Source organism: Allobosea sp. NPDC055353 (genome assembly GCF_053644975.1).
On record NZ_JBSHMC010000002.1, the window covers coordinates 1,197,464 to 1,216,442 of the forward strand.

Annotated in this window: 17 protein-coding genes; 7 read left to right on the forward strand and 10 right to left on the reverse strand. The window is 67.1% G+C overall.

Annotated elements, in window-relative coordinates; translation table 11 throughout:
- The first annotated feature begins 185 nt into the window (after positions 1–185).
- Complete coding sequence (locus ACWIEX_RS19090; RefSeq protein WP_454034542.1) at positions 186–1,364, forward strand: amidase; 1,179 nt, start codon at positions 186–188, stop codon at positions 1,362–1,364.
- Positions 1,361–1,765, forward strand: coding sequence for an AtzH-like domain-containing protein (locus ACWIEX_RS19095; protein ID WP_454034543.1), 405 nt, complete (start codon positions 1,361–1,363; stop codon positions 1,763–1,765). The genes ACWIEX_RS19090 and ACWIEX_RS19095 overlap by 4 nt, the downstream gene beginning before the upstream one ends.
- A gap of 16 nt (positions 1,766–1,781) precedes the next feature.
- On the opposite strand, the gene ACWIEX_RS19100 is transcribed toward ACWIEX_RS19095, so the two are convergent.
- The 9 genes from ACWIEX_RS19100 to ACWIEX_RS19140 form a co-directional block, all read right to left on the reverse strand.
- Positions 1,782–2,084 (reverse strand): alkylphosphonate utilization protein, encoded by a 303-nt coding sequence (locus ACWIEX_RS19100; protein ID WP_454034544.1) that lies wholly within the window; start codon positions 2,082–2,084, stop codon positions 1,782–1,784.
- Between the two features lie 236 nt (positions 2,085–2,320).
- Entirely contained in the window at positions 2,321–2,866 is a 546-nt protein-coding gene (locus tag ACWIEX_RS19105; protein ID WP_454034545.1) for a carboxymuconolactone decarboxylase family protein, read from the reverse strand.
- 17 nt (positions 2,867–2,883) lie between these two features.
- On the reverse strand, positions 2,884–3,747 hold the full coding sequence (locus tag ACWIEX_RS19110; protein WP_454034546.1) for a carbon-nitrogen hydrolase family protein: 864 nt from the start codon (positions 3,745–3,747) through the stop codon (positions 2,884–2,886).
- Positions 3,744–5,411 carry an ABC transporter ATP-binding protein gene (locus ACWIEX_RS19115; protein WP_454034815.1) on the reverse strand — a complete coding sequence of 556 codons (1,668 nt, stop codon included), beginning with the start codon at positions 5,409–5,411 and terminating at the stop codon, positions 3,744–3,746. The genes ACWIEX_RS19110 and ACWIEX_RS19115 overlap by 4 nt, the downstream gene beginning before the upstream one ends.
- Positions 5,411–6,283, reverse strand: coding sequence for an ABC transporter permease (locus ACWIEX_RS19120; protein WP_454034547.1), 873 nt, complete (start codon positions 6,281–6,283; stop codon positions 5,411–5,413). Before ACWIEX_RS19120 ends, ACWIEX_RS19115 begins: the two co-directional genes overlap by 1 nt.
- Complete coding sequence (locus ACWIEX_RS19125) at positions 6,280–7,224, reverse strand: ABC transporter permease (RefSeq protein ID WP_454034548.1); 945 nt, start codon at positions 7,222–7,224, stop codon at positions 6,280–6,282. Before ACWIEX_RS19125 ends, ACWIEX_RS19120 begins: the two co-directional genes overlap by 4 nt.
- Before the next feature lie 94 nt (positions 7,225–7,318).
- On the reverse strand, positions 7,319–8,899 hold the full coding sequence (locus tag ACWIEX_RS19130; RefSeq protein ID WP_454034549.1) for an ABC transporter substrate-binding protein: 1,581 nt from the start codon (positions 8,897–8,899) through the stop codon (positions 7,319–7,321).
- A 42-nt stretch (positions 8,900–8,941) separates the two neighbouring features.
- On the reverse strand, positions 8,942–10,411 hold the full coding sequence (locus ACWIEX_RS19135) for a M81 family metallopeptidase (protein WP_454034550.1): 1,470 nt from the start codon (positions 10,409–10,411) through the stop codon (positions 8,942–8,944).
- Between the two features lie 8 nt (positions 10,412–10,419).
- Positions 10,420–11,745 carry an aspartate aminotransferase family protein gene (locus tag ACWIEX_RS19140; RefSeq protein WP_454034551.1) on the reverse strand — a complete coding sequence of 442 codons (1,326 nt, stop codon included), beginning with the start codon at positions 11,743–11,745 and terminating at the stop codon, positions 10,420–10,422.
- 238 nt (positions 11,746–11,983) lie between these two features.
- Here ACWIEX_RS19140 and ACWIEX_RS19145 point away from each other — a divergent pair, with 238 nt between their 5' ends.
- A complete protein-coding gene (locus tag ACWIEX_RS19145) occupies positions 11,984–12,874 on the forward strand; it encodes a MurR/RpiR family transcriptional regulator (protein ID WP_454034552.1) in 891 nt (296 codons plus the stop codon).
- 162 nt (positions 12,875–13,036) lie between these two features.
- Positions 13,037–14,230, forward strand: a complete 1,194-nt coding sequence (locus ACWIEX_RS19150) for an amidohydrolase family protein (RefSeq protein WP_454034553.1) — start codon at positions 13,037–13,039, stop codon at positions 14,228–14,230.
- 56 nt (positions 14,231–14,286) lie between these two features.
- Here ACWIEX_RS19150 and ACWIEX_RS19155 read toward each other — a convergent pair whose 3' ends face one another.
- A complete protein-coding gene (locus ACWIEX_RS19155; RefSeq protein WP_454034554.1) occupies positions 14,287–15,504 on the reverse strand; it encodes a tetratricopeptide repeat protein in 1,218 nt (405 codons plus the stop codon).
- 602 nt (positions 15,505–16,106) lie between these two features.
- On the opposite strand from ACWIEX_RS19155, the gene ACWIEX_RS19160 reads away from it, so the two are divergent.
- The 3 genes from ACWIEX_RS19160 to ACWIEX_RS19170 all read left to right on the forward strand — a co-directional run bounded on the left by ACWIEX_RS19160 (position 16,107) and on the right by ACWIEX_RS19170 (position 18,978).
- On the forward strand, positions 16,107–17,201 hold the full coding sequence (locus ACWIEX_RS19160; RefSeq protein WP_454034555.1) for a LacI family DNA-binding transcriptional regulator: 1,095 nt from the start codon (positions 16,107–16,109) through the stop codon (positions 17,199–17,201).
- 78 nt (positions 17,202–17,279) lie between these two features.
- Positions 17,280–18,155, forward strand: coding sequence for a carbohydrate ABC transporter permease (locus ACWIEX_RS19165; protein WP_091856772.1), 876 nt, complete (start codon positions 17,280–17,282; stop codon positions 18,153–18,155).
- Complete coding sequence (locus ACWIEX_RS19170; RefSeq protein WP_454034556.1) at positions 18,145–18,978, forward strand: carbohydrate ABC transporter permease; 834 nt, start codon at positions 18,145–18,147, stop codon at positions 18,976–18,978. The genes ACWIEX_RS19165 and ACWIEX_RS19170 overlap by 11 nt, the downstream gene beginning before the upstream one ends.
- Position 18,979: the final 1 nt, after the last annotated feature.

The following is an 18,979-nucleotide window of genomic DNA, read 5'->3' on the forward strand; positions in this document are numbered from 1 at the left end:
GCGCAGACCGCAAAAGGTTCCCGATGATCGATAGCGTGGCAAGCCGGCATCTCGCCGTTTGCAGCAGCGGCAAACCTGCTTAGGCTGCCACCCGAACGATAGGCCGAACACCACGAAGGATAAAAAGCCGTGCCGATGCCGATCCGACCGATCTTCCTGGGCGAAACACGATCGCCGAGGCCGTGATGCAGGATCGCGTCAACGCCTTCGTGCCCGGCCCGCGCATTCGCATCCCCGGCCGGCCCGGCGGCTCGCTCGATGGGCTGACCTTCGCCGTCAAGGACCTGTTCGACGTCGCAGGCACGCCAACCGGCGGCGGCAACCATGACTGGGGCAAGGTCAATCCCGCCCCGAAGCACCATGCCTGGGCGGTGCAGACCCTGCTCGATGCCGGCGCCGAATTCGTCGGCAAGACCATCACCGACGAGGTCTCGCTCGGCATCCTCGGCGAGAACGCTTTCGACGGCACGCCGCTGAACACAGCAGCCCCGGATCGCGTGCCGGGCGGCTCCTCCTCCGGCTCGGCCGCGGCCGTCGCCGCCGGACTCTGCGACACTGCATTGGGCACAGATACCGGCGGTTCGATGCGGGTGCCCGGCAGCTTTTGCGGGCTCTACAGCATCCGGCCGACCCATGGCCGGCTCGACCTGACCGGGCTGATGCCGCAGGCGCCGAGCTCGGACACCGCCGGCTGGTTTACCCGCGACGCCGCAACCTTCGCCCGCGTCGGCACGGTGCTGCTCGGCGAGGCGCCCGGCCCGCTACCGACCAAATTGCTGGTCGCCGTCGACGCCTTCGGCTTCGCTGACTCGGAGGTCGCGGAAGCACTGAAGCCGATGGTCGAGCGGCTCGCTCACGTGCTCGGCGCAACGCCGCGCGACGAGATCATGGCGCCGCAGGGCCTGTCGGTCTGGGCCCGCGCGCAGCGCAGCCTGCAGCCGGTCGAGGCCTGGCAGACCTTCCGCCCCTGGATCGAGCGGGACAATCCGCGCATGGCCTTCAGCGTCGCGGCAGGGCTGATCGCAGGCTCGCAGGTTCCGGTGGCCGAGCAGAACTGGGCCGCCCTGATGCGCGAGGAAGCCCGCGCGCGGCTGCGTTATCTCCTGCCAGCCGATACGATCCTGTGCCTGCCGACGACGCCCTTCCCGGCGCCCTTGCGCGGCCTGCCGATGCCCACGCTCCGGCCGATGCGCGACCGCATCACCTGCCTCTGCGCACAGGGCGGTCTCACCGGCCACCCGCAGGTCAACCTGCCTGGCGCCTTGGTCGACGGTGCGCCCGTCGGCTTGTCCATCATCGGCGGGCGCGGCACGGATGCCAGCCTCATTGCCGTCGCACAGGCCATGGAGGCCGCATCATCATGACCGACCTGACCCCGAATATTCCCGAGATCGTGGCCGAGATCAGCGCCCTGTTCGAACGTTACGAGCAGGCCCTGATAGACAAGAACGTTGATGTCCTCGACGCGACCTTCTGGAACAGCCCCTACACGATCCGCTACGCCCTGCACGAGAATGGCTATGGCTTCCAGGAGATCCACGGCCATCGCGTTGCCCGCCCGCCGGGGCCTGGGATCAAGGAGAAGCGGGTCCGGCTGGAAATCCTGACGCTGGGCCGCGACATCGCCACGGTGAACCTGGAATTCAAGGTGCGCGGGCGCGATGTGATCGGCCGGCAGAGCCAGAGCTGGGTGCGCTTTCCCGACCTGGGCTGGAAGGTGATCGCCGCCCATGTCTCGACGATGGAGGGGCCGCGCCTCTGGTAGGCGCCGGCCCGAAAACTCAGCGCTTGCGGACGAACTCCGTCCGCAGCACGAGGCCCTTGATCGTGTCGTGGCGGCAGTCGATCTCCTCGACATTTTCGGTCAGACGGATCGTACGGATCACCGTGCCCTGCTTCAGGGTCTGGTTGGCGCCCTTCACCTTGAGGTCCTTGACCAAAACGACGGAATCGCCGTCGGCCAGCACATTGCCGGCGGCATCGCGCACCACCGGAGCGGCGGCAGCAGCGGCCGCCTGCTTCACTTCCGAGGCCGGGCGCCATTCCCCGGTCGCCTCGTCATAGATGTAATCGTCGTCGGACATGTTGTTCCCGTCTTGCGGCCGGGCGCTCGGCGTCGGCCCGATCGGGCCGGGTTACACGATGCCCGGAAGCTTCGCCAACTCCATGACTATGGATCACGATTTGGTTGCACCGTCATTGCGAGAAGCGAAGCGACGAAGCAATCCAGGGGGACTGGGTCGTAGCCGTTCAGCCCAGCCCCCTGGATTGCTTCGCTGCGCTCGCAATGACGTCGTGGTTCCGTGCCATCCGCGTGCGGCTAGACAGTGCCCAGCGGCTTCTCGGTCATCTCGGTCGCAATCGCGCCATCGATCGGCGTCTCGTAGGTCATCAGCATGTAGCCGAGCACCGAATAGAAGCCGACGGTCGCGATCAGGTCGAACACCGCCTCGCGCCCGATCGCCGCGGCGAGTTCGGCTTCGAGGGAGAGCGACAGACGCCTGTCGTCGAAGAGCGCATCGACCGCCCGCACGATCAGCCCGTCCTCGCCCTCGGGAGTTCCGCACAGCGCAGCGATGCGGGCGTCGCTCATGCCGAGCACCCGCGCCCGGCTGACATGATGCGCCCATTCATAGGGCGAGCCCATGCGGTGCGCCGCGCGCAGGATCACCACCTCTGAGCGCACCGGACCGAGCGCGCTGTCCTTGACGACATGCTGGCGCAAGGGCGCCCACGCCTTCAGCAGCGCCGGGTGATGCGCCATCGTGCGGTAGACATTGAGCGCGGTGGCGAAACCACCCTTCATCTCGGCGATGGCCTCGGGCCAGTCGGCATCGCTGATCGGCGGGCAGGGGGAGGTCGTCATCGGATGTCTCGCGGGGCTCAGGGCGTCAGGTATTTGGCGTAGAGGCCGGGCGCGCGGTCGGCCCAGATGCCGGTGAAGCTGCGATAGCGTGCGACCTCGGCGAGGTCGATCTCGATCCGCAGCACGTCCTCGCGATCATGATCGAGCGCGCCGAGTACACGGCCATCCGGCGCGACCGCGCAGGAGCGGCCGAAGAAGCGCTGCCCGCCGCGGCTGCCGCTGCGGTTGCAGCTCAGGAAGAACACGCCGTTCTCGGTCGCACGCGTATAAGCGCGGTGGATGAAGAGCGCCTCGTCGGTGACGGACGCGGTCTCGGCCCCGAAGGATGCCCAGACCGAGGTCACGATGCTCGCGCCCTGAAGCGCGAGGATGCGGGTGATCTCGGGGAAGCGGATATCGTAGCAGACCTGCATGCCGAGCCGTGTCCCCAAGACGGGATAGGTGTCGATGCTGTCGCCCCCGCTGAAGAACAGCTTCTCGTTCTGCCACTGGTGGATCTTGGTGTAGTCGCCGATCACGCCTTCCGGCCCGATCAGCAGCGAGGCATTGCGCATCACGCCGGCACGTAAGGCATCGCGCAGGCCGAGCCCGATCACGAGATGCACGCGATGCTTCGCAGCGAGCGCGACCAGCGCCTTGATCTCCTCGCCATCCGGCGCGGCGCAGGCCTCGTAGAGCGCCGCGCCGAAATGCGGCACGTCGCTGACCACCGCTCCGCCCGGCACCAAGGGCTCGACATAACCGGTGTTCGCAAGCTCCGGGAACAGGATGAGCTGCGCGCCCTTCGCCGCTTCGCCTGCGACGAACTCGTGGATGCGCCGGAAATTCTCGGCCGGAGCCAGGGACTGGACGTCCATCTGGACGAGGCTGGCGGAAATCATGCTGTGGCTCCGGCGATGCGGCGCCCGGTCGCGAAATCCCAGTCCCGTCCCGGCGCCGCGTTGATCAGCGCACGGGTATACTCGTGACGCGGCTGACCGAGAACCTCGGCGGCCGGCCCCATCTCGACGACGCTGCCGCGCTGCATCACCATCACCTCGTCGCAGATCTGGGCGGCGACGCGCAGATCATGGGTGATGAACAGCACCGCGAGATTGCGCCGCTCCTGGATCTCGGCCAGCAGCGCCAGCACCTGCGCCTGCACGGAGACGTCGAGCGCCGAGACGGCCTCGTCGGCGACGATCACCTCCGGCTCCATCATCAAGGCGCGCGCGATCGCAATGCGCTGGCGCTGGCCGCCGGAGAACTGGTGCGGGAAGCGTTCGAGGCTGGTGCTGGGCAGGCCGACCACCTCCATCAATTCGCCCGCACGCTTCAGGGCGGTCTTGCGGTTCTCGCCGAGATTGAGCGGTCCCTCGATCAGGCTCTCGCCGATGCGCAGGCGCGGATTGAGCGAGCGGTTCGGGTCCTGGAACACCATCTGCACGCGCCGGCGCGCCGGGGCCAGCGCCTGCTGGCCTTGCAGGTTGGCGATGTCCTGCCCGTTGACGCGGATCTCGCCGCCCGTCGGGTGTTCCAGCCGCATCAGGCAGCGCGCCACCGTCGACTTGCCCGATCCACTTTCGCCGACGATGCCGAGCGTGCGCCCCCGCGCCAACTCGAAGCTGACATCCTTCACCGCCCGCACGCTGCGGCTCTCGCGCGCCATCAGCTTCCCCAGCAGCGAGCCGAAGCTGAAGGTCTTCTCGAGATTGTTGATCTCCAGCACCGTTTCACCGCCAGACGAAGCGCGCGGCGCGCGCGGCGTCAGCGACGGCACGGATTGCAGCAGATCGCGCGTGTAGTCCTCGCGCGGCTGGCTCAGCACCTGCTCGACCGGGCCGGTCTCGACGATCTCGCCGCGGCGCATCACGCAGACCCGGTCGGCGATGTCGACGACCACGCCCATGTCATGGGTGATGAATAGGACGGCGGTGTTCTGCTCCTCCTGCAATTCGCGGATCAGGCTGAGAATCTGCTTCTGCGTGGTGACGTCGAGCGCCGTCGTCGGCTCGTCGGCGATCAGCAGTTTCGGCTTCAAGGCGAGAGCCATCGCGATCATCACGCGCTGGCGCTGTCCGCCCGAGAGCTGATGCGGATAGCTGTCATAGATCCGCTGGGGATCGGGCAGATGCACGGCCTCGAAGGCAGCGATTGCGGCCTCGCAGCGCTCCTTCGGACGCATCTTCGTGTGCGCCCAGTAGACCTCGTCCATCTGCAGGCCGATCGTCAGCACCGGGTTCAGCGCGGTCATCGGCTCCTGGAAGATCATCGCCATCTCGGCGCCGCGCAGTGCCTTGGTGCGGGCCGGCGTCGCGGTCAGGATATCCTCGCCGTTGAGCCGAACCGTGCCGGCCGTCGCCCGCAATTCGTCGCGCGGCAGCAGGTCCATCGCGACCAGCGAGGTCACAGACTTGCCGGAGCCGGACTCGCCCACGAGACAGAGCGTCTCGCCGGGATGGATGTCGAAGCTGATGCCCTTCAGGATGTCGCTGGGCTGGCGCCCGCGCGTCGCGACCTTGAGATCGCGGACGGAGAGCACGGGCTGGGTCGCGGCGGTCACCATCACGGAGCCCTCCCCTGCATCTTCGGATCGAGCCGGTCGCGCAGCGCGTCGCCGAGCAGGTTGATCGAGAGGATGCAGAGCGAGAGCACGATCGCCGGCCAGAACACCAGCCAGGGGTTGATCGCGAAGTAGAGCCGCCCCTCGGCCATGATGTTGCCCCAGCTCGGAACCTCCGTGCCGATGCCGACGCCGAGGAAGGAGAGCGCTGCCTCCGTCAGGATGGCGGAGGCGTACATATAGGTGCCCTGCACGATCAGCGGCGCGATCGTGGTCGGCAGCAGATGCTTGCGGATCAGCTTGCCCGGACGGGTGCCGAGCAGCACGGCGGCATCGACATAGGTCTCCTCGCGCGCCGCGATGACCCGCGCCCGGACGAGGCGCACCACCTGCGGGATCGCCGGGATCATGATCGCGATGATCACGGTGACGAGCCCGCCCCGGACCAGCGCGACGATGGCGATGGCGAGCAGGATGCCGGGAATGGCCATCAGCCCGTCCATCATCCGCATCAGCACCCCGTCGATGCCGCGATACCAGCCGGCGATCAGGCCGAGCGGCAGGCCGATCACGATCGCGCCGATGGCGACGCCGGCACCGACCAGAAGCGAGACCCGCGCGCCATAGACCACGCGCGAATAGAGGTCGCGGCCGAACGAGTCCGTGCCCAGCCAATAGATGTCCGAGGCCGGCTTCAGCCGCATCGCGGCGTTGAGCCTGGTCGGCTCGAAATTCGCGAGCAGCGGCGCGAACACCGCCATCACGATCACGGCGACGAGGACGATGACGGCGAGCGCCGTGGTCCAGTGCGGCGGATTGTCGAGCAGGCGGCGACGCGGCAGCGCGCCCTGCGCGGGGTTCGACGGGGCGCTCATTGGTAGCGAATCCTCGGGTCGGTCAGGGCATAGGAGAGATCGATCAAGAGGTTGATCAGCACATAGGTGCCGGCCGTCAGCAGGATGATCGCCTGGATCAGCGGGTAGTCGCGGGCGAGCACGCCATCGACCACCAGCCGCCCGAGACCGGGGATGTTGAACACGGTCTCGGTGACGACGACACCGGAGACCATCATGGCGAAGCCGGTGCCGACCACGGTGAGGATCGGGATCGCCGCATTGCGCAGCGCGTGGCGGAACAGCACGATCCGCTCGCCCAGCCCCTTGGCGCGGGCGGTGCGGACATAGTCCTCGCGCAGCACCTCCAGCATCGAGGCGCGCGTCATCCGCGAGACCAGCGCGATATAGAAGAAGGAGAGCGCCAGACCCGGCATCAGGATACGGTGGAAGAACGGGCCGAAGCCATCGGCCAGCGCCTTGTAGCCCTGCACCGGGAACCATTTCAGATTGACCGCGAAGACCGCGATCAGGACGTAGCCGATCACGAAGATCGGCACGGAAAAGCCGACGACCGAAAGCGCCATGACGAAGCGGTCGACCATGCCGCCATGGCGCCAGGCGGCGAGCACGCCGAGCGGCAGCGAGATCACCACGGTGAAGATCATCGCCATGACCGCGAGCGCCAATGTCGGGCCGATGCGCTGGCCGATCATCTCCAGCACCGGGCGCTGCGAGATCAGCGAGGAGCCGAAATCGCCCTGCGCCATATTGGCGATCCAGGCGACGAACTGGCCGGCGATCGGCTTGTCCAGTCCGAGATTCTCGCGGATGGCCGCAAGCTGCGCCGGCGTCGCCTGGTCACCGGCGATGGCCTGCGCCGGATCGCCCGGCGTCAACCGCAGCAGCAGGAAGACGAACAGCGCCACGAAGAACATGACGGGGATCGCCATCATGAGCCTGCGCAGGAAATAGGAAGCCATGGAGTTCTCCACGCCTGGGCACCCGCCCAAGCGGGCAATGCCGGAAGTCGGGCCGTTCAGGCCGGGCGGCGGATCGCCGCCCGGCGCGCCAGCGTTACTTGCTTACGCCCCAGAACAGAGTGATCGGGCCGGGCTGGAGGTTCTTCAGCTTGGCATTCCAGGCCGCGACGGACTGGAATTCGCCGGCATTGAAGTAGAAGCCCTCGTCGAAGGCGATCTGCTGGATCTCCCGGGCGATCTTCTTCTGCTCGTCGAGGGACGTTGCGGCGTTATAGGCGGTGCGCAATTCCTCGACACGGGCGCTTTTCGGCCAGCCCGCCCAGGCGGTATCCGAGCCCGAGCCGTCGAGCAGCGCATGCACGGTCGGGTTCCAGATGCCGGACACACCCCAATAGGTGAAGAAGAAGTTCCAGCCGCCCTGCGCCACCGGCTGCCAGCCGTTCTTGCGCGATTGCAGCGTCGCCCAGTCCATCGAGGCGACATCGACCTTGAAGCCGGCCTCGCGCAGGCGCTCGGCCGCGACGATCGGCTGGGTCGAGAGGATCGTCAGGTCGGTCGGCTGCATCATCAGCACCGGGGTGCCGTCATAGCCGGAGGCCTTGAGCAGTTCCTTGGCCTTGGCCATGCGCTCCTTGGCGCTGCCCTTCAGGTATTCGGAGCCAGCATCGGAGGCGAGCGGCACGTCGCAGCCATAGACCGAGGCGCAGAGCTTGTAATACTGGCTGTCGCCGACCGCAGTCTGCATCAATTGGTCCTGATCCAGCGCGTACATCGCGGCCTGGCGGACCTTCGGATTGTCGAAGGGCGGCAGGCGATGGTTGAAGCGGCCGGTGACCTGGCTGCCCAGCGCGTTGATCGCGCCGGTCTTGATCTCGTCATTGGCCTTGAGCAGCGGCAGCAGGTCGATCGTCACCTGCTCGATCAGGTCGACATCGCCGGATTGCAGCGCATTGATCGAGGTCTGCATGTCCGGCATCGCCTTCCACACGACCTTGTCGACATTGATCACCTTGCCGCCGGCGGTCCAGCTCATCGGCTCGGAGCGCGGCTTGTAGTCCTTGTTCTTGACGTAGACGGCCTGGTCGCCCGGCCGGTACTGCTCCGCGACGAAGCGGAACGGGCCGGAGCCGACCATCTCGGTGACCTGCTTGCCTGCCGGCGTCTCGGCGAGGCGCTTCGGCATCATGAAGGGCGGCACCGGCGAAGGCTTGGCCAGCAGATCCAGCACCTGCCCGAAGGGCTTCGCCAGCTTGATCACCAGCACCTTGTCGGAGGTCGCCTCGATCGAGGCGACATGCGCCATCATCGTGCGGGCGGCACCGTCATTCTCGCCCCAGCGCTTCAGCGAGGCGACGCAATCGGCCGCCGTGACCGGCGTGCCGTCATGCCATTTCAGCCCGTCGCGCAGCGTCAGCGTATAGGTCAGCTTGTCGGTCGAGACGGCGTAATCGGCCATTTGCGGCTGCGGATTGTACTTGGCGTCCATGCCGAGCAGCGTGTCGAACACCATGAAGCCATGGGTGCGCACGATCTGGGCGGTGCTCAGGATCGGGTCGAGCGTGCGAAGCGGCGCCTGCATGACGACATTGAGCGTCGTCTCGGCCAGGGCCGGCATGGCAGAGAGGGAGCCCGCGAGCAGCGCCGCGGCGCCGAAAGTCTTGAACCGAAAACTCATTGTTATCCCCTTGTTTTTGGTTGCTTGGGTTGGTGGGCGTCGTCAGGCGCGAGCCTCGCTCCACGGATAGGCCTTGGCCGTGTCGAGCTGTCGGTACGGGATCAGCCGCACATCGGCCGGACCGAGATCGGGCGAGTCGACCACGAGGATCCGGTCCGCCATCGGCTCGTAATAGTCGCGAAAATGCGTCTTCGAGCGCAGCAGGATGACGTCGTAATCCTCCGGCTTCTCGCCGAAGATGAAGAACGGATCGCCATCGACGGCGAAGGCGAAATGCGAGACCACGGAGATACGGATCGCGCCGATCTGGATCAGTGCGGTGAGGCCGAGATCGACGAAGCTGCCGCGCTGATAGCGCCCGGAGACGTTGAAGGATTTCGGTCCCGACCAGAGCACCCGAGCAGCGGCCTCGACCGGCCCGCCGGTCTCTGGCGCCGTCTTGCCGGCAAGCGCGACCGTGATATCAGCGCCCTCGCCTGCTGCATGCGCCTGCGCGGCGGTCTCGGGATCGAGCAAGAACGGCACGTTGACCCGCCCGACATCGCGGCGAAGCAGCGCCCGCAGCAGATGGGTCGAGTCATTCATCCGGTCGGCATGCTCGAGCAGCACGATCGGCCGGCTCTGCGCGGGCTTGCGCGCGATATCGGCCAGCGCCTCCTCGACGCTCAGGATCGGAATCGCGTTGGCGATGGCTTTCCGCGCCGCGCGCAGACGATCCGAAAAGGCCTGTGCCCTGGCCTCGGCCGCTTCCTGCCCGTCCCAGTCCAGGCAGATCACCGACATGCCCGTGTTGGCGCTGTCGGCATAGGAGAAACCGGCCATGACCGAGACGTCGCAATCGCCGGCCTGCTCGGCCGCGCGCGCCTCGGCGATGATCGAGGCCAGCGGCTCCAGCGCTGTCGCGGACATGATCGAGGGAATGACGACATCGGGCCGCGCCACGGCGAGGCCGGGCCGGCGCCCCTCGCGCAACAGCCTGAGCAACGCACGCGCCGCCCGCTCGCCGGTCTCGCCCATGTCGATATGCGGGGAGTGGCGATAGGCGACGGCGATATCGGCACCGCGCAGCGTCTCGCGGTCGATATTGCCGTGATAGTCGAGCGCGACCGCGATCGGCAGCGCCGGGAAGGCCGCGCGCACCGCATCGATGACGTGCCGCTCGACATCGGCGTAACCGGCCGCCCAGCAGGCGCCGTGCAGGAACAGGATGACGCCGTCGAGCCGGCCGCTCTTGCCGAGACCTTCGACGATCTCGCCGGTGTAATGCGCGACCGCCGCGTCCGCCGTCGGCCCGAGCGCGCCAAGCAGCGTGTGGAACAGCGGCACGAATTCGGCGCCTTCCGCCTCGCAGACCTTCAGGCAGCCGCCGGGCACCGTATTGGTGCCGCGGAACCGCTCCGTCAGCTTCGCGCCCCGCACGCAGACGCGCTCGAACTCCGCCAGCTCCACGATCTGCGGAACGGCCGTGACCGATTCGAGATTGAAGCCGGCGAAGGCGATGCGTGCTGCCATGGCGACCGTCAGCTCCTGACCGCCGCATCGATCGCGCCGCCGATCCGCTCGACGATCTGGTCGATCTCTTCCGGACGGATGATGTAGGGCGGCGCCAGCAGGACATGGTCGCCGATCCGGCCGTCGATGGTTCCGCCCATCGGGTAGCAGAGCAGGCCGCGCGCCATCGCTTCCTTCTTGATCCGGGCGTGCATCTTCAGCGCCGGGTCGAAAGGCGCCTTGGTCTCCTTGTCGGCGGCGATCTCGATGCCGCGGAACAGGCCGCGCCCGCGGATATCGCCGACATGGGCGTGCTGGCCGAGCCGCGCATCGAGCCCGGCCTGGAGGCGCTCGCCCATCAGGCGGACATTCGCCAGCATCTCCGGCTGCGAGATCAATTCGACGACCTTGAGCGCCGCAGCCGCGGCCATCGGATGGCATATATAGGTGTGGCCGTGCTGGAACAGGCCGGAGCCTTCGGCGAAGGCGCGGTAGATCCTGTCGGAGAGCAGCACAGCGCCGATCGGCTGGTAGCCTCCACCGAGCCCCTTGGCGATGGTGACGAGGTCGGGCGAGATGCCCTCCTGCTCGCAGGCGAACATCGTGCCGGTGCGTCCCATGCCGCACATCACCTCGTCGAGGATCAGCAGCACGCCGTATTTGTCGCAGATGCTGCGAATGCGGGTGAAGTAATCCGCGACCGGGCCAACGGCGCCGAGCGTCGCGCCGACCACCGGCTCGGCGATGAAGGCGATGACCTCGTCCGCGCCGAGCTCCAGAATCTTGGCTTCCAGCTCGTCGGCGAGCCGGGCGGCATAGGCTTCCGGCGTCTCGCCATCCCTTTGGTCGCGATAGGCGTAGCAGGGCGAGACATGATGGGTCTCGGGCAGGATCGGCTGGAACTGCGCCCGCCGCCAGGCATTGCCGCCGGCTGCCAGCGCGCCGAGCGTATTGCCATGATAGCTCTGCCGGCGCGCGATGAAATGGCGACGCTGCGGCTGGCCGATCTCGACGAAATACTGCCGCGCCATCTTCATCGCGGCCTCGACGGCCTCCGAACCGCCGGACACGAGATAGACGTAGTCGAGCCCCTCCGGCGCCAGGCCGACCAGCCGCTCGGCCAGCTCCTCGGCGACATCGGTGGTGAAGAACGAAGTGTGGGCGTAGGCGATGCGATCCATCTGCGCGCGCATCGCGGCCATGACCTCGGGATGGCCGTGCCCGAGGCAGGAAACGGCAGCGCCGCCCGAACCGTCGATATAGCTGCGCCCGTCCGCGTCGGTGATGAAGATGCCTTGCCCCGCAACGGCTTGCGGCAGGCGGCCGCCGATCGAGCGATGGAGAATCCTGGTCATCTCGGCATTCCCGGACTGGCGCGGACAGAGCGCCGCGGCGCGCAGCCTCATGACATGCCCCACGAAAGAATGCAACATTTGTTTTATATGATACAAATAAGATACGATTGAGTCTTAAACTGTTTCAGCGAAACGCTCTGTTGCAACGCCCTCAACCTGAGGGAAAGCCGAGAAACCGTTTGAAATCCATCCGCCGCGCGGGAATGGTCGCGATCGGACAGAGAAGGGCGCGATTCAAATGTTGCAGGCCGATCCCTTGCGCGAGCGCATCGTCAGCCTCTTCGACGGCATGTCCCCGCAATTGCGGCAGGCGGCGCGCTACATCATCGAGCACCCGCAGGAGGTGGCGCTGGTCTCGATGCGCGAATTGGCCCGCAATGCCGGCGTGCAGCCCTCGACGATGACGCGGCTCGCCAAGTTCCTCGGGCTTGCCGGTTATGACGATATCCGCGCCCATCATGCCGAGGCGATCCGCTTCCGCGTCGACGGCTTCGCGGCGCGCGCGATGCAGAATGACGACAGCGAGCAGGACATGGCGGCCGCGCAATTGTCGCGCCGCATGCTGCAGGGCCTCGCCGCCCAGATCGCGCGCCTGACGGAGCCTGCCTCGCTGGAGCGCCTCGCCACGGCCGCCGATCGCCTCGCACAGGCCCGCCGGATCTACGTGCTCGGCCTGCGCTCATGCCATTCGGTCGCCTGGCACTTCCATTACGTGATGACGCTGCTCGGCGAGAAGACGGTCCATCTCGACGGCCCGGCCGATACGGTCGGCGACGGGCTGATCCGGGCCGGGGCGGAGGATGTGCTGCTCGCCATCTCGATCAACCCTTACGCCCTGCACAGCCTCGAGCTGGCGCAGCTCGCGCGCGAGAAGGGCCTCGGCGTCATCGCGATCACCGATAGCGAGGTCTCGCCGCTGGTCGGCATCGCTGATCTGGCGATTCTCTGCTCGACCGAGAGCCAGAGTTTCTTCCATACGCTGGCGCCGGCGCTCGCGATCTCAGAGGTGCTCTGCGGCCTGCTCGCCAACAAGGACCGCACGGCGGCACTCGCGGCGCTCCAGCGCGCCGACCGTCACCTGCTCTCGCTGAACACCTATGCGACGGCGATCCCGCGTCGCCGCATCTGAGCATTCCTGCGCGCCTCGCTTCAGGACCGCTCCAACCGGGCGACACCGGCGCGGCAATTTATCCCGACGGCTGCGGCATGCAGACCCTATGATCCGGCAGGCTGGAGCCGCCACTGACGTTGAGAAGCCGGCATGCGCCGGCCTGGAAGAAGGAGACCCCTCGTGCCTGATACCCTCTTGATCCGGAATGTGCGCCCCGCCGGCGGTGCTGCGACCGATGTGCTGGTCCGTGACGGGCGGATCGCCGCGATCGGCGCCGGCGCGACCGGGGGCGACGCGAGTTTCGATGCCGGCGGCCGCCTGATGATTCCCGGTCTGGTCGAGGCGCATACCCATCTCGACAAGAGCTTCTGGGGCATGGGCTGGCACAAGCACACCGCTGGCCCTGCCCTGATCGACAAGATCGAGACCGAGCGCCGCAACCGCCGCGAATTCGGCATCGACGCCGACCGCCAGTCCGGCCGGCTCGTCGCCCAGATGGTCAAGCTGGGCACCACCCATATCCGCAGCCATGTCGACATCGACACCGAGACCGGCATCGCCGGCATCGAGGGTGTCATGGCCATGCGCGAGCGGCTCAAGGATGTGATCGACGTCGAGATCGTCGCCTTCGCGCAGTCCGGCCTGCTGATCCGGCCCGGTACGCTCGAACTGGTCGACCGGGCGATGGCGATGGGTGCCGAAGTCGTCGGCGGCCTCGATCCCTGCGCGGTCGACCGCGATCCGAAGGGTCATCTCGATGCGATCTTCGGCCTCGCCGAGAAATACGGCCGCCCGCTCGACATCCATCTGCACGAGCGCGGCGAGATGGGCGCTTTCTCGATGGACCTCATCCTCGAGCGGGTGCGCGCCTTGGGCATGCAGGGCAAGATCGCGATCAGCCACGCCTTCTGCCTGGGCATGCCCGATATCGACCATGTCCGCCGGCTGATCGACGATCTCGCGAAGGAGCGCATCGCACTGGTCACCACCGCACCCGCGAGTTCACCGGCTCCCTCGGTCATGGCCTGTCTCAAGGCCGGAATCGTCATCGCCGGTGGCTCCGACGGCGTGCGCGATAGCTGGAACCCCTATGGCATGGGCGACATGCTAGAGCGCGCGACGCTGGTCGGCCTGCGCAACAATTTCCGCCGCGACGAGGAGATGGAGCTGGCGCTCGACGTCTGCACCTATCAGGGCGCCAAGGTGATGGGCATCGAGAACTACGGCCTCGACGTCGGCTGCACCGCCGATTTCGTGATCCTGCCCGGCGAGACGATCTGCGAAGCCATTGTCGAGCGCCCCGCCGACCGCACCGTCGTCAAGCGCGGCAGGATCGTCGCCCGCCACGGCGAACTGACCCAACCGATCGCCTGACGAGCCGATCCGCGTCACGAGCGGCGGCGCGGGGCTTCAAGCCTTGCGGCGCCGTTTCACGGAAGGTCCTGCGCTCGGGCGAGCTCGGCCTGGGCCTCGGCCTCGCGCCCGAGCAGCTTGAGCGACTGCGCCTTGTGCCGGCGATAGAGCGGATTGCTGGGGTCGGACGCGATCGCGATCTCGATCGCGGTGATCGCCTCCTCGTGCCGGCCGAGCGAGCGCAGGCTGTTGCCCTTGTGAAAGGCGAAATCGTAGCGGCCGGGATCGCGCGCGAGCAGTTCGTCCATCACGGCGACGGCGGCCTCGTGGCGACCGAGTTCCCGCAGATAATTCGACTTGTGATAGCGCAGGAACGGGGCTTCGGGCTTTTTCGCCACGCCCGCATCGAAGGCCGCCAGCGCGGCTTCCGGCTGCCTCATCGCCCGATAGGCATAGGCGATGTAGAAATGGAATTCGACCTCGTCAGGGCACGCGGCCAGCACCGTCTCGAAGGTGCGGATCGCCTCTTCGTGGCGCCCGAGTTCATGGAGATAATAGCCTTTGTAATAGGTCAGGTCGGCATCAGCAGGATGCTGCGAGAGCGCGGCTTCGATGGTGGCCAGCGCCTCCTCGTATTGCTCCGCCTTCTCGGCCTGTTTCGCCTGCCGGATCATGGCCGCGCCCGGACCGGCCGCGGCGCCCTCGCCCCGGAAGATCGCGAGCACGCGTTCCTGACTGAGCGCCTGCGCATGCTCCAGCGCGGACTTGCCGTCGCGATCCCTGAGATGCGGGTCGGCACCCGCCCCGACCAGCGCCTCGACCACGTCGCCATAGAGCCGGCCGCCATCGCCGAGGATCACGGTTTCCAGCAGCGCCGACCAGCCGAGATCATTGGCGCGGTCCACCGGGATGCCTGCGGTCAGGCAGACTCGGACCGTGTGCAGAAAGCCCTTCTCGCTGGACGGCAGCAGCGGCGTGCCGCCGAAGCGGTTGACGCTATGCGGATCGGCGCCCGAGGCGATGGTCAGCTTCAGGATCTCGTTGAAGCCGTTCGCCCCGGCGCAGAGATAGGGCGAGAGCATGGTGATGTCGCGGGCATTGACGTCGCTGCCGGCCGCGATCAGACGCCGCGCCAGCGGCAGGTCGTTCTTCTGGGTCGCCGCCATCAGCGCCGTCCGGCCGGTCGCGTCCCTGGCGTGCACCTGGGCGCCTTCCGCGAGGAGGCGCTCGATGGCGGCCATGTCGCCCGTGTCGGCGGCAGCGATCAGGGGCGGAGTGGCGGACGGGACGTTCATCGGTCTTCCCTATCCCCGCAGGCGCGCCCGCACCAGTCTCGTCGAGGCACCGGGAGGCCGTAGCGCCTGCAACGGCAACGCGCTCGAAACCGCGCGACGCTGCGAACGCCCCCCGAAAACACCCCGCTGCCGGCTCGGCAAGATCGGGGCGATCGACCTCGCTATCCCTGAAGACGGAGGCTGCGCGGAGGCCGCATGACGCAATGAATTCCTTCTCCGAGCCTGTGAAAACTTGGAATTCCCTGCGATTGACCCGACCCGAAAACCCCGGGATGCTCGAAGCCATCGGAGCGATCCGGTCGCGGGATTTGTCGGAGCAGCTTGCGCCGCGTCAACAACGCTAAAAGCACCACGCAGTGTCGTGGGCTCCTGAGATGGAGACACGCGCGTGGTTTATGCTCTCATCGTCAACGGCCTGCTGCGGCTATCCGCCTTCCTGCGCTGGACGCGAACCGGCTAAGGCGTCCACGCCGGCTCCATCGATCGCTCCCGGGCAGCGGGTCGCACGTAAGAACTTCAAACATCAGGGCTCGCGAATCGCCTTGTCTCGGCGCAGCCGGCCTGTTAAACGTTTTTCCGTAAAACGTTTAACAGGCTTCTCGATGGACAATCCGCGCGTCACGATCCGGGATGTCGCCGCCCGCGCGGGCGTGTCGATCGCCACGGTTTCGAACGTCTTCAGCGGCAACAAGCCGGTGAATGCCGATCTGCGGGCGCGCGTGCTCAAGGCCGCCGATGAATTGGCCTATCAAGTCGACCGCGCAGCCTCGCAACTGCGCTCGGGCCAGGCTCGCGTGGTCGGCGTTCTCGTCCCCGATCTCGACGACGTCTTCTTCACCTCGCTGGTCTCGCAGCTCGAAGTGCTCGCGCAGAAGGACGGCTACGACATCCTCGTCGCCAGTTCCCGCGACGATCTCGGGCTGGAGCAGTCGCGATTGCGCACCCTGCTGGCCTGGCGTCCGTCGGGGTTGATCGCGGTGCCTTGCTCGGACGCGATTCCCGAGGCGCTGCGCAACGAGATCGGCCGTCTGCCGATCGTCTTCGCCGACCGCGTGCCGCCCGAGGGCTCGGTCGTCGACACCGTGGCGATCGACAATCGCGAGGCCGGCGAGATCGCGGCGCGTCATCTTCTTGCCAAGGGCCATCGCGACATCCTGGTCGCCGCCTCCAGCCTCGCCATCTCGCCGATCCGCGAGCGCGTCCGCGGCGCCTGCGATCTCATCCGGACCATGCTGGGCCGGGAGCCGACGGTGATCGAACTCGGCTCGAACGCCGATCGCGGCGCCGCAACCTTCCTGCACTGGCTCGAACGACACAAGCAGCCGAGCGCCGTCATCGCACTGACCAACGTCACGACGCTGAGCACGCTCTCGGCGCTGGCCCGGATGCGGATCGACATCCCCGATCCCGTCTCGGTCGTCGGCTTCGACGACTACCCCTGGATGAGCGCCCGCAAGACAGGCTTGACCGCAATCCGCCAGCCGATCGCCGGGATCGCCGAAGCCGCCTGGAACCGCCTGCGCGCCCGCATGGCCGGAGACCAGGCGCCGCCCACGCATTCCGTGCTGCAGGCCGGCCTGCAGGCCCGCGATTCCGTGCGCGACCTCGCCGCCGGGCCAGAGCGCGGCAACAGCCACGATCGCGATCTGCATCCGAACCTGGAAGGAGCAGCCGCCTCGCCCAAGGCAGTGCACTGACGAAAACAACCTACGGACGCCGAGCGTCCGGGCCACCGGGCCGACAGAGCCCGGGCAAAAGAAGTCCTGGAGGAAAAAGTGCAGCTTCAACGAACGGCACGACTGTTGCCGCTGCTTGCGCCGGTGCATCTGCTCATCCTGAGCGTGATCGTGCTGCCGTCGCTCTATGTCGTCTGGCTGAGCCTGAACACGTCGAGCTTCGGCCAGGCGCCGAGCTTCGTCGGCCTGCAGAACTACTGGCGCGTCCTGACCGATCCCGCCTTTCACAGCGCGCTCTGGAACACCGTCGTCCTTGTCGTCGTCGCCGTGCATCTGGAACTGGCCGTCGGCCTCGGCATGGCCCTGCTCTTCGCCAGCGGCCTGCCCTTCCGCCGCTTCCTGCTCGTCGCGGTGCTCGCGCCCTATGCGGTCAGCGAGGTCACGGCGGTGGTGATGTGGCGCTTCCTGTTCGACCCCGATGCCGGGCCGATCACGCTGGCCTTGCGGGCGCTCCACCTGCCGACGCTCGACTGGTCCTTCGAGCCCTCGCACGCGATGACCCTGATAGGCCTGCTGACGATCTGGCTGCATCTGCCCTTCACCTTCGTGATCGTCTATGCGGCGCGCCTCGCCATTCCCGCCGAGCTCTACGAAGCTTCACGGATCGATGGCGCAACACGCTGGCAGGCCTTCCGGCAGGTGACGCTGCCGCTGCTTGCTCCGGCCATGCTGATCGCCCTGCTCTTCCGCTACATCTTCGCCTTCCGCCTGTTCTCTGAGGCCTGGCTCCTGACCAAGGGCGGGCCGGCCCGCTCGACCGAAGTGGTAGCGATCTACCTCTATCAGGAGGCCTTCAGCTTCAACGCCTTCGGCCCGGCGGCGGCGACAGCCTGGATCATGGTTCTGGCCTCGCTGCTGCTCGCCGGCGCCTATGTTGTCCTGCTCAAGCGTGGAGGTGTCGCCCATGCGCACTGAGCGGCTTCTGATCGGGCTGGGCAAGGCGCTCGCCGTCGCGGCGATCCTGTTCTGGTCGCTGTTCCCGATCCTGTTCATCGCAATGTCCTCGCTGAAGCCCGGCCAGGACATCTTCGCGGTACCGCCGAAATGGCTGTTCACCCCGACCTTCAAGCACTACGCCGAGCTCTGGCGTTCCTGGGGCGTGTTCTTCGAGGGGCTGCTCAACAGCCTGCTGATCACGGTCGGCGCGACGCTGCTCGCGATCGTCGCCAGCGCCTGCGCCGGCTATGTCTATTCGCGGAATTCCGGCCGCTGGCTCGGTGCGAGCCTGCTCGGGCTGATCATCGTCAGGCTGATCCCGCCAATCGTGGTGACGCTGCCGCTCTTCCCGATCGTGAACTGGCTCGGGCTCAGCGACACCCATCTCGTCCTGATCCTGCTCTACGCCACCTTCTTCGTCTCGCTCGGCACGGTACTGATGCGCACCTTCATGGACCAGATCCCGCGCGAGCTGGACGAGGCAGCCGCGATGGATGGCGCCAGCCGCGTGACCATCCTGCGCAAGGTCATCGCGCCATTGGCGATGCCGGGCGTGCTCGCGGTCGCGGTCTTCGTCATCGTCTTCTCGTGGAACGAGTTCCTCTTCGCCTTCATCTTCACGGCGACGAAGGCCAAGACCGCCCCGCTCGTGATCTCCGAGATGATCGGCTCCATCGACGGCGTCGATTGGGGGATCCTGTTCGCCGCCGCGACGGTGCAGCTCGTGCCCGTCCTTCTCTTCGTCGTCTTCATGAACCGCTACCTCGTGGCCGGCCTCACCGCCGGTTCGACGAAGGGGTAGC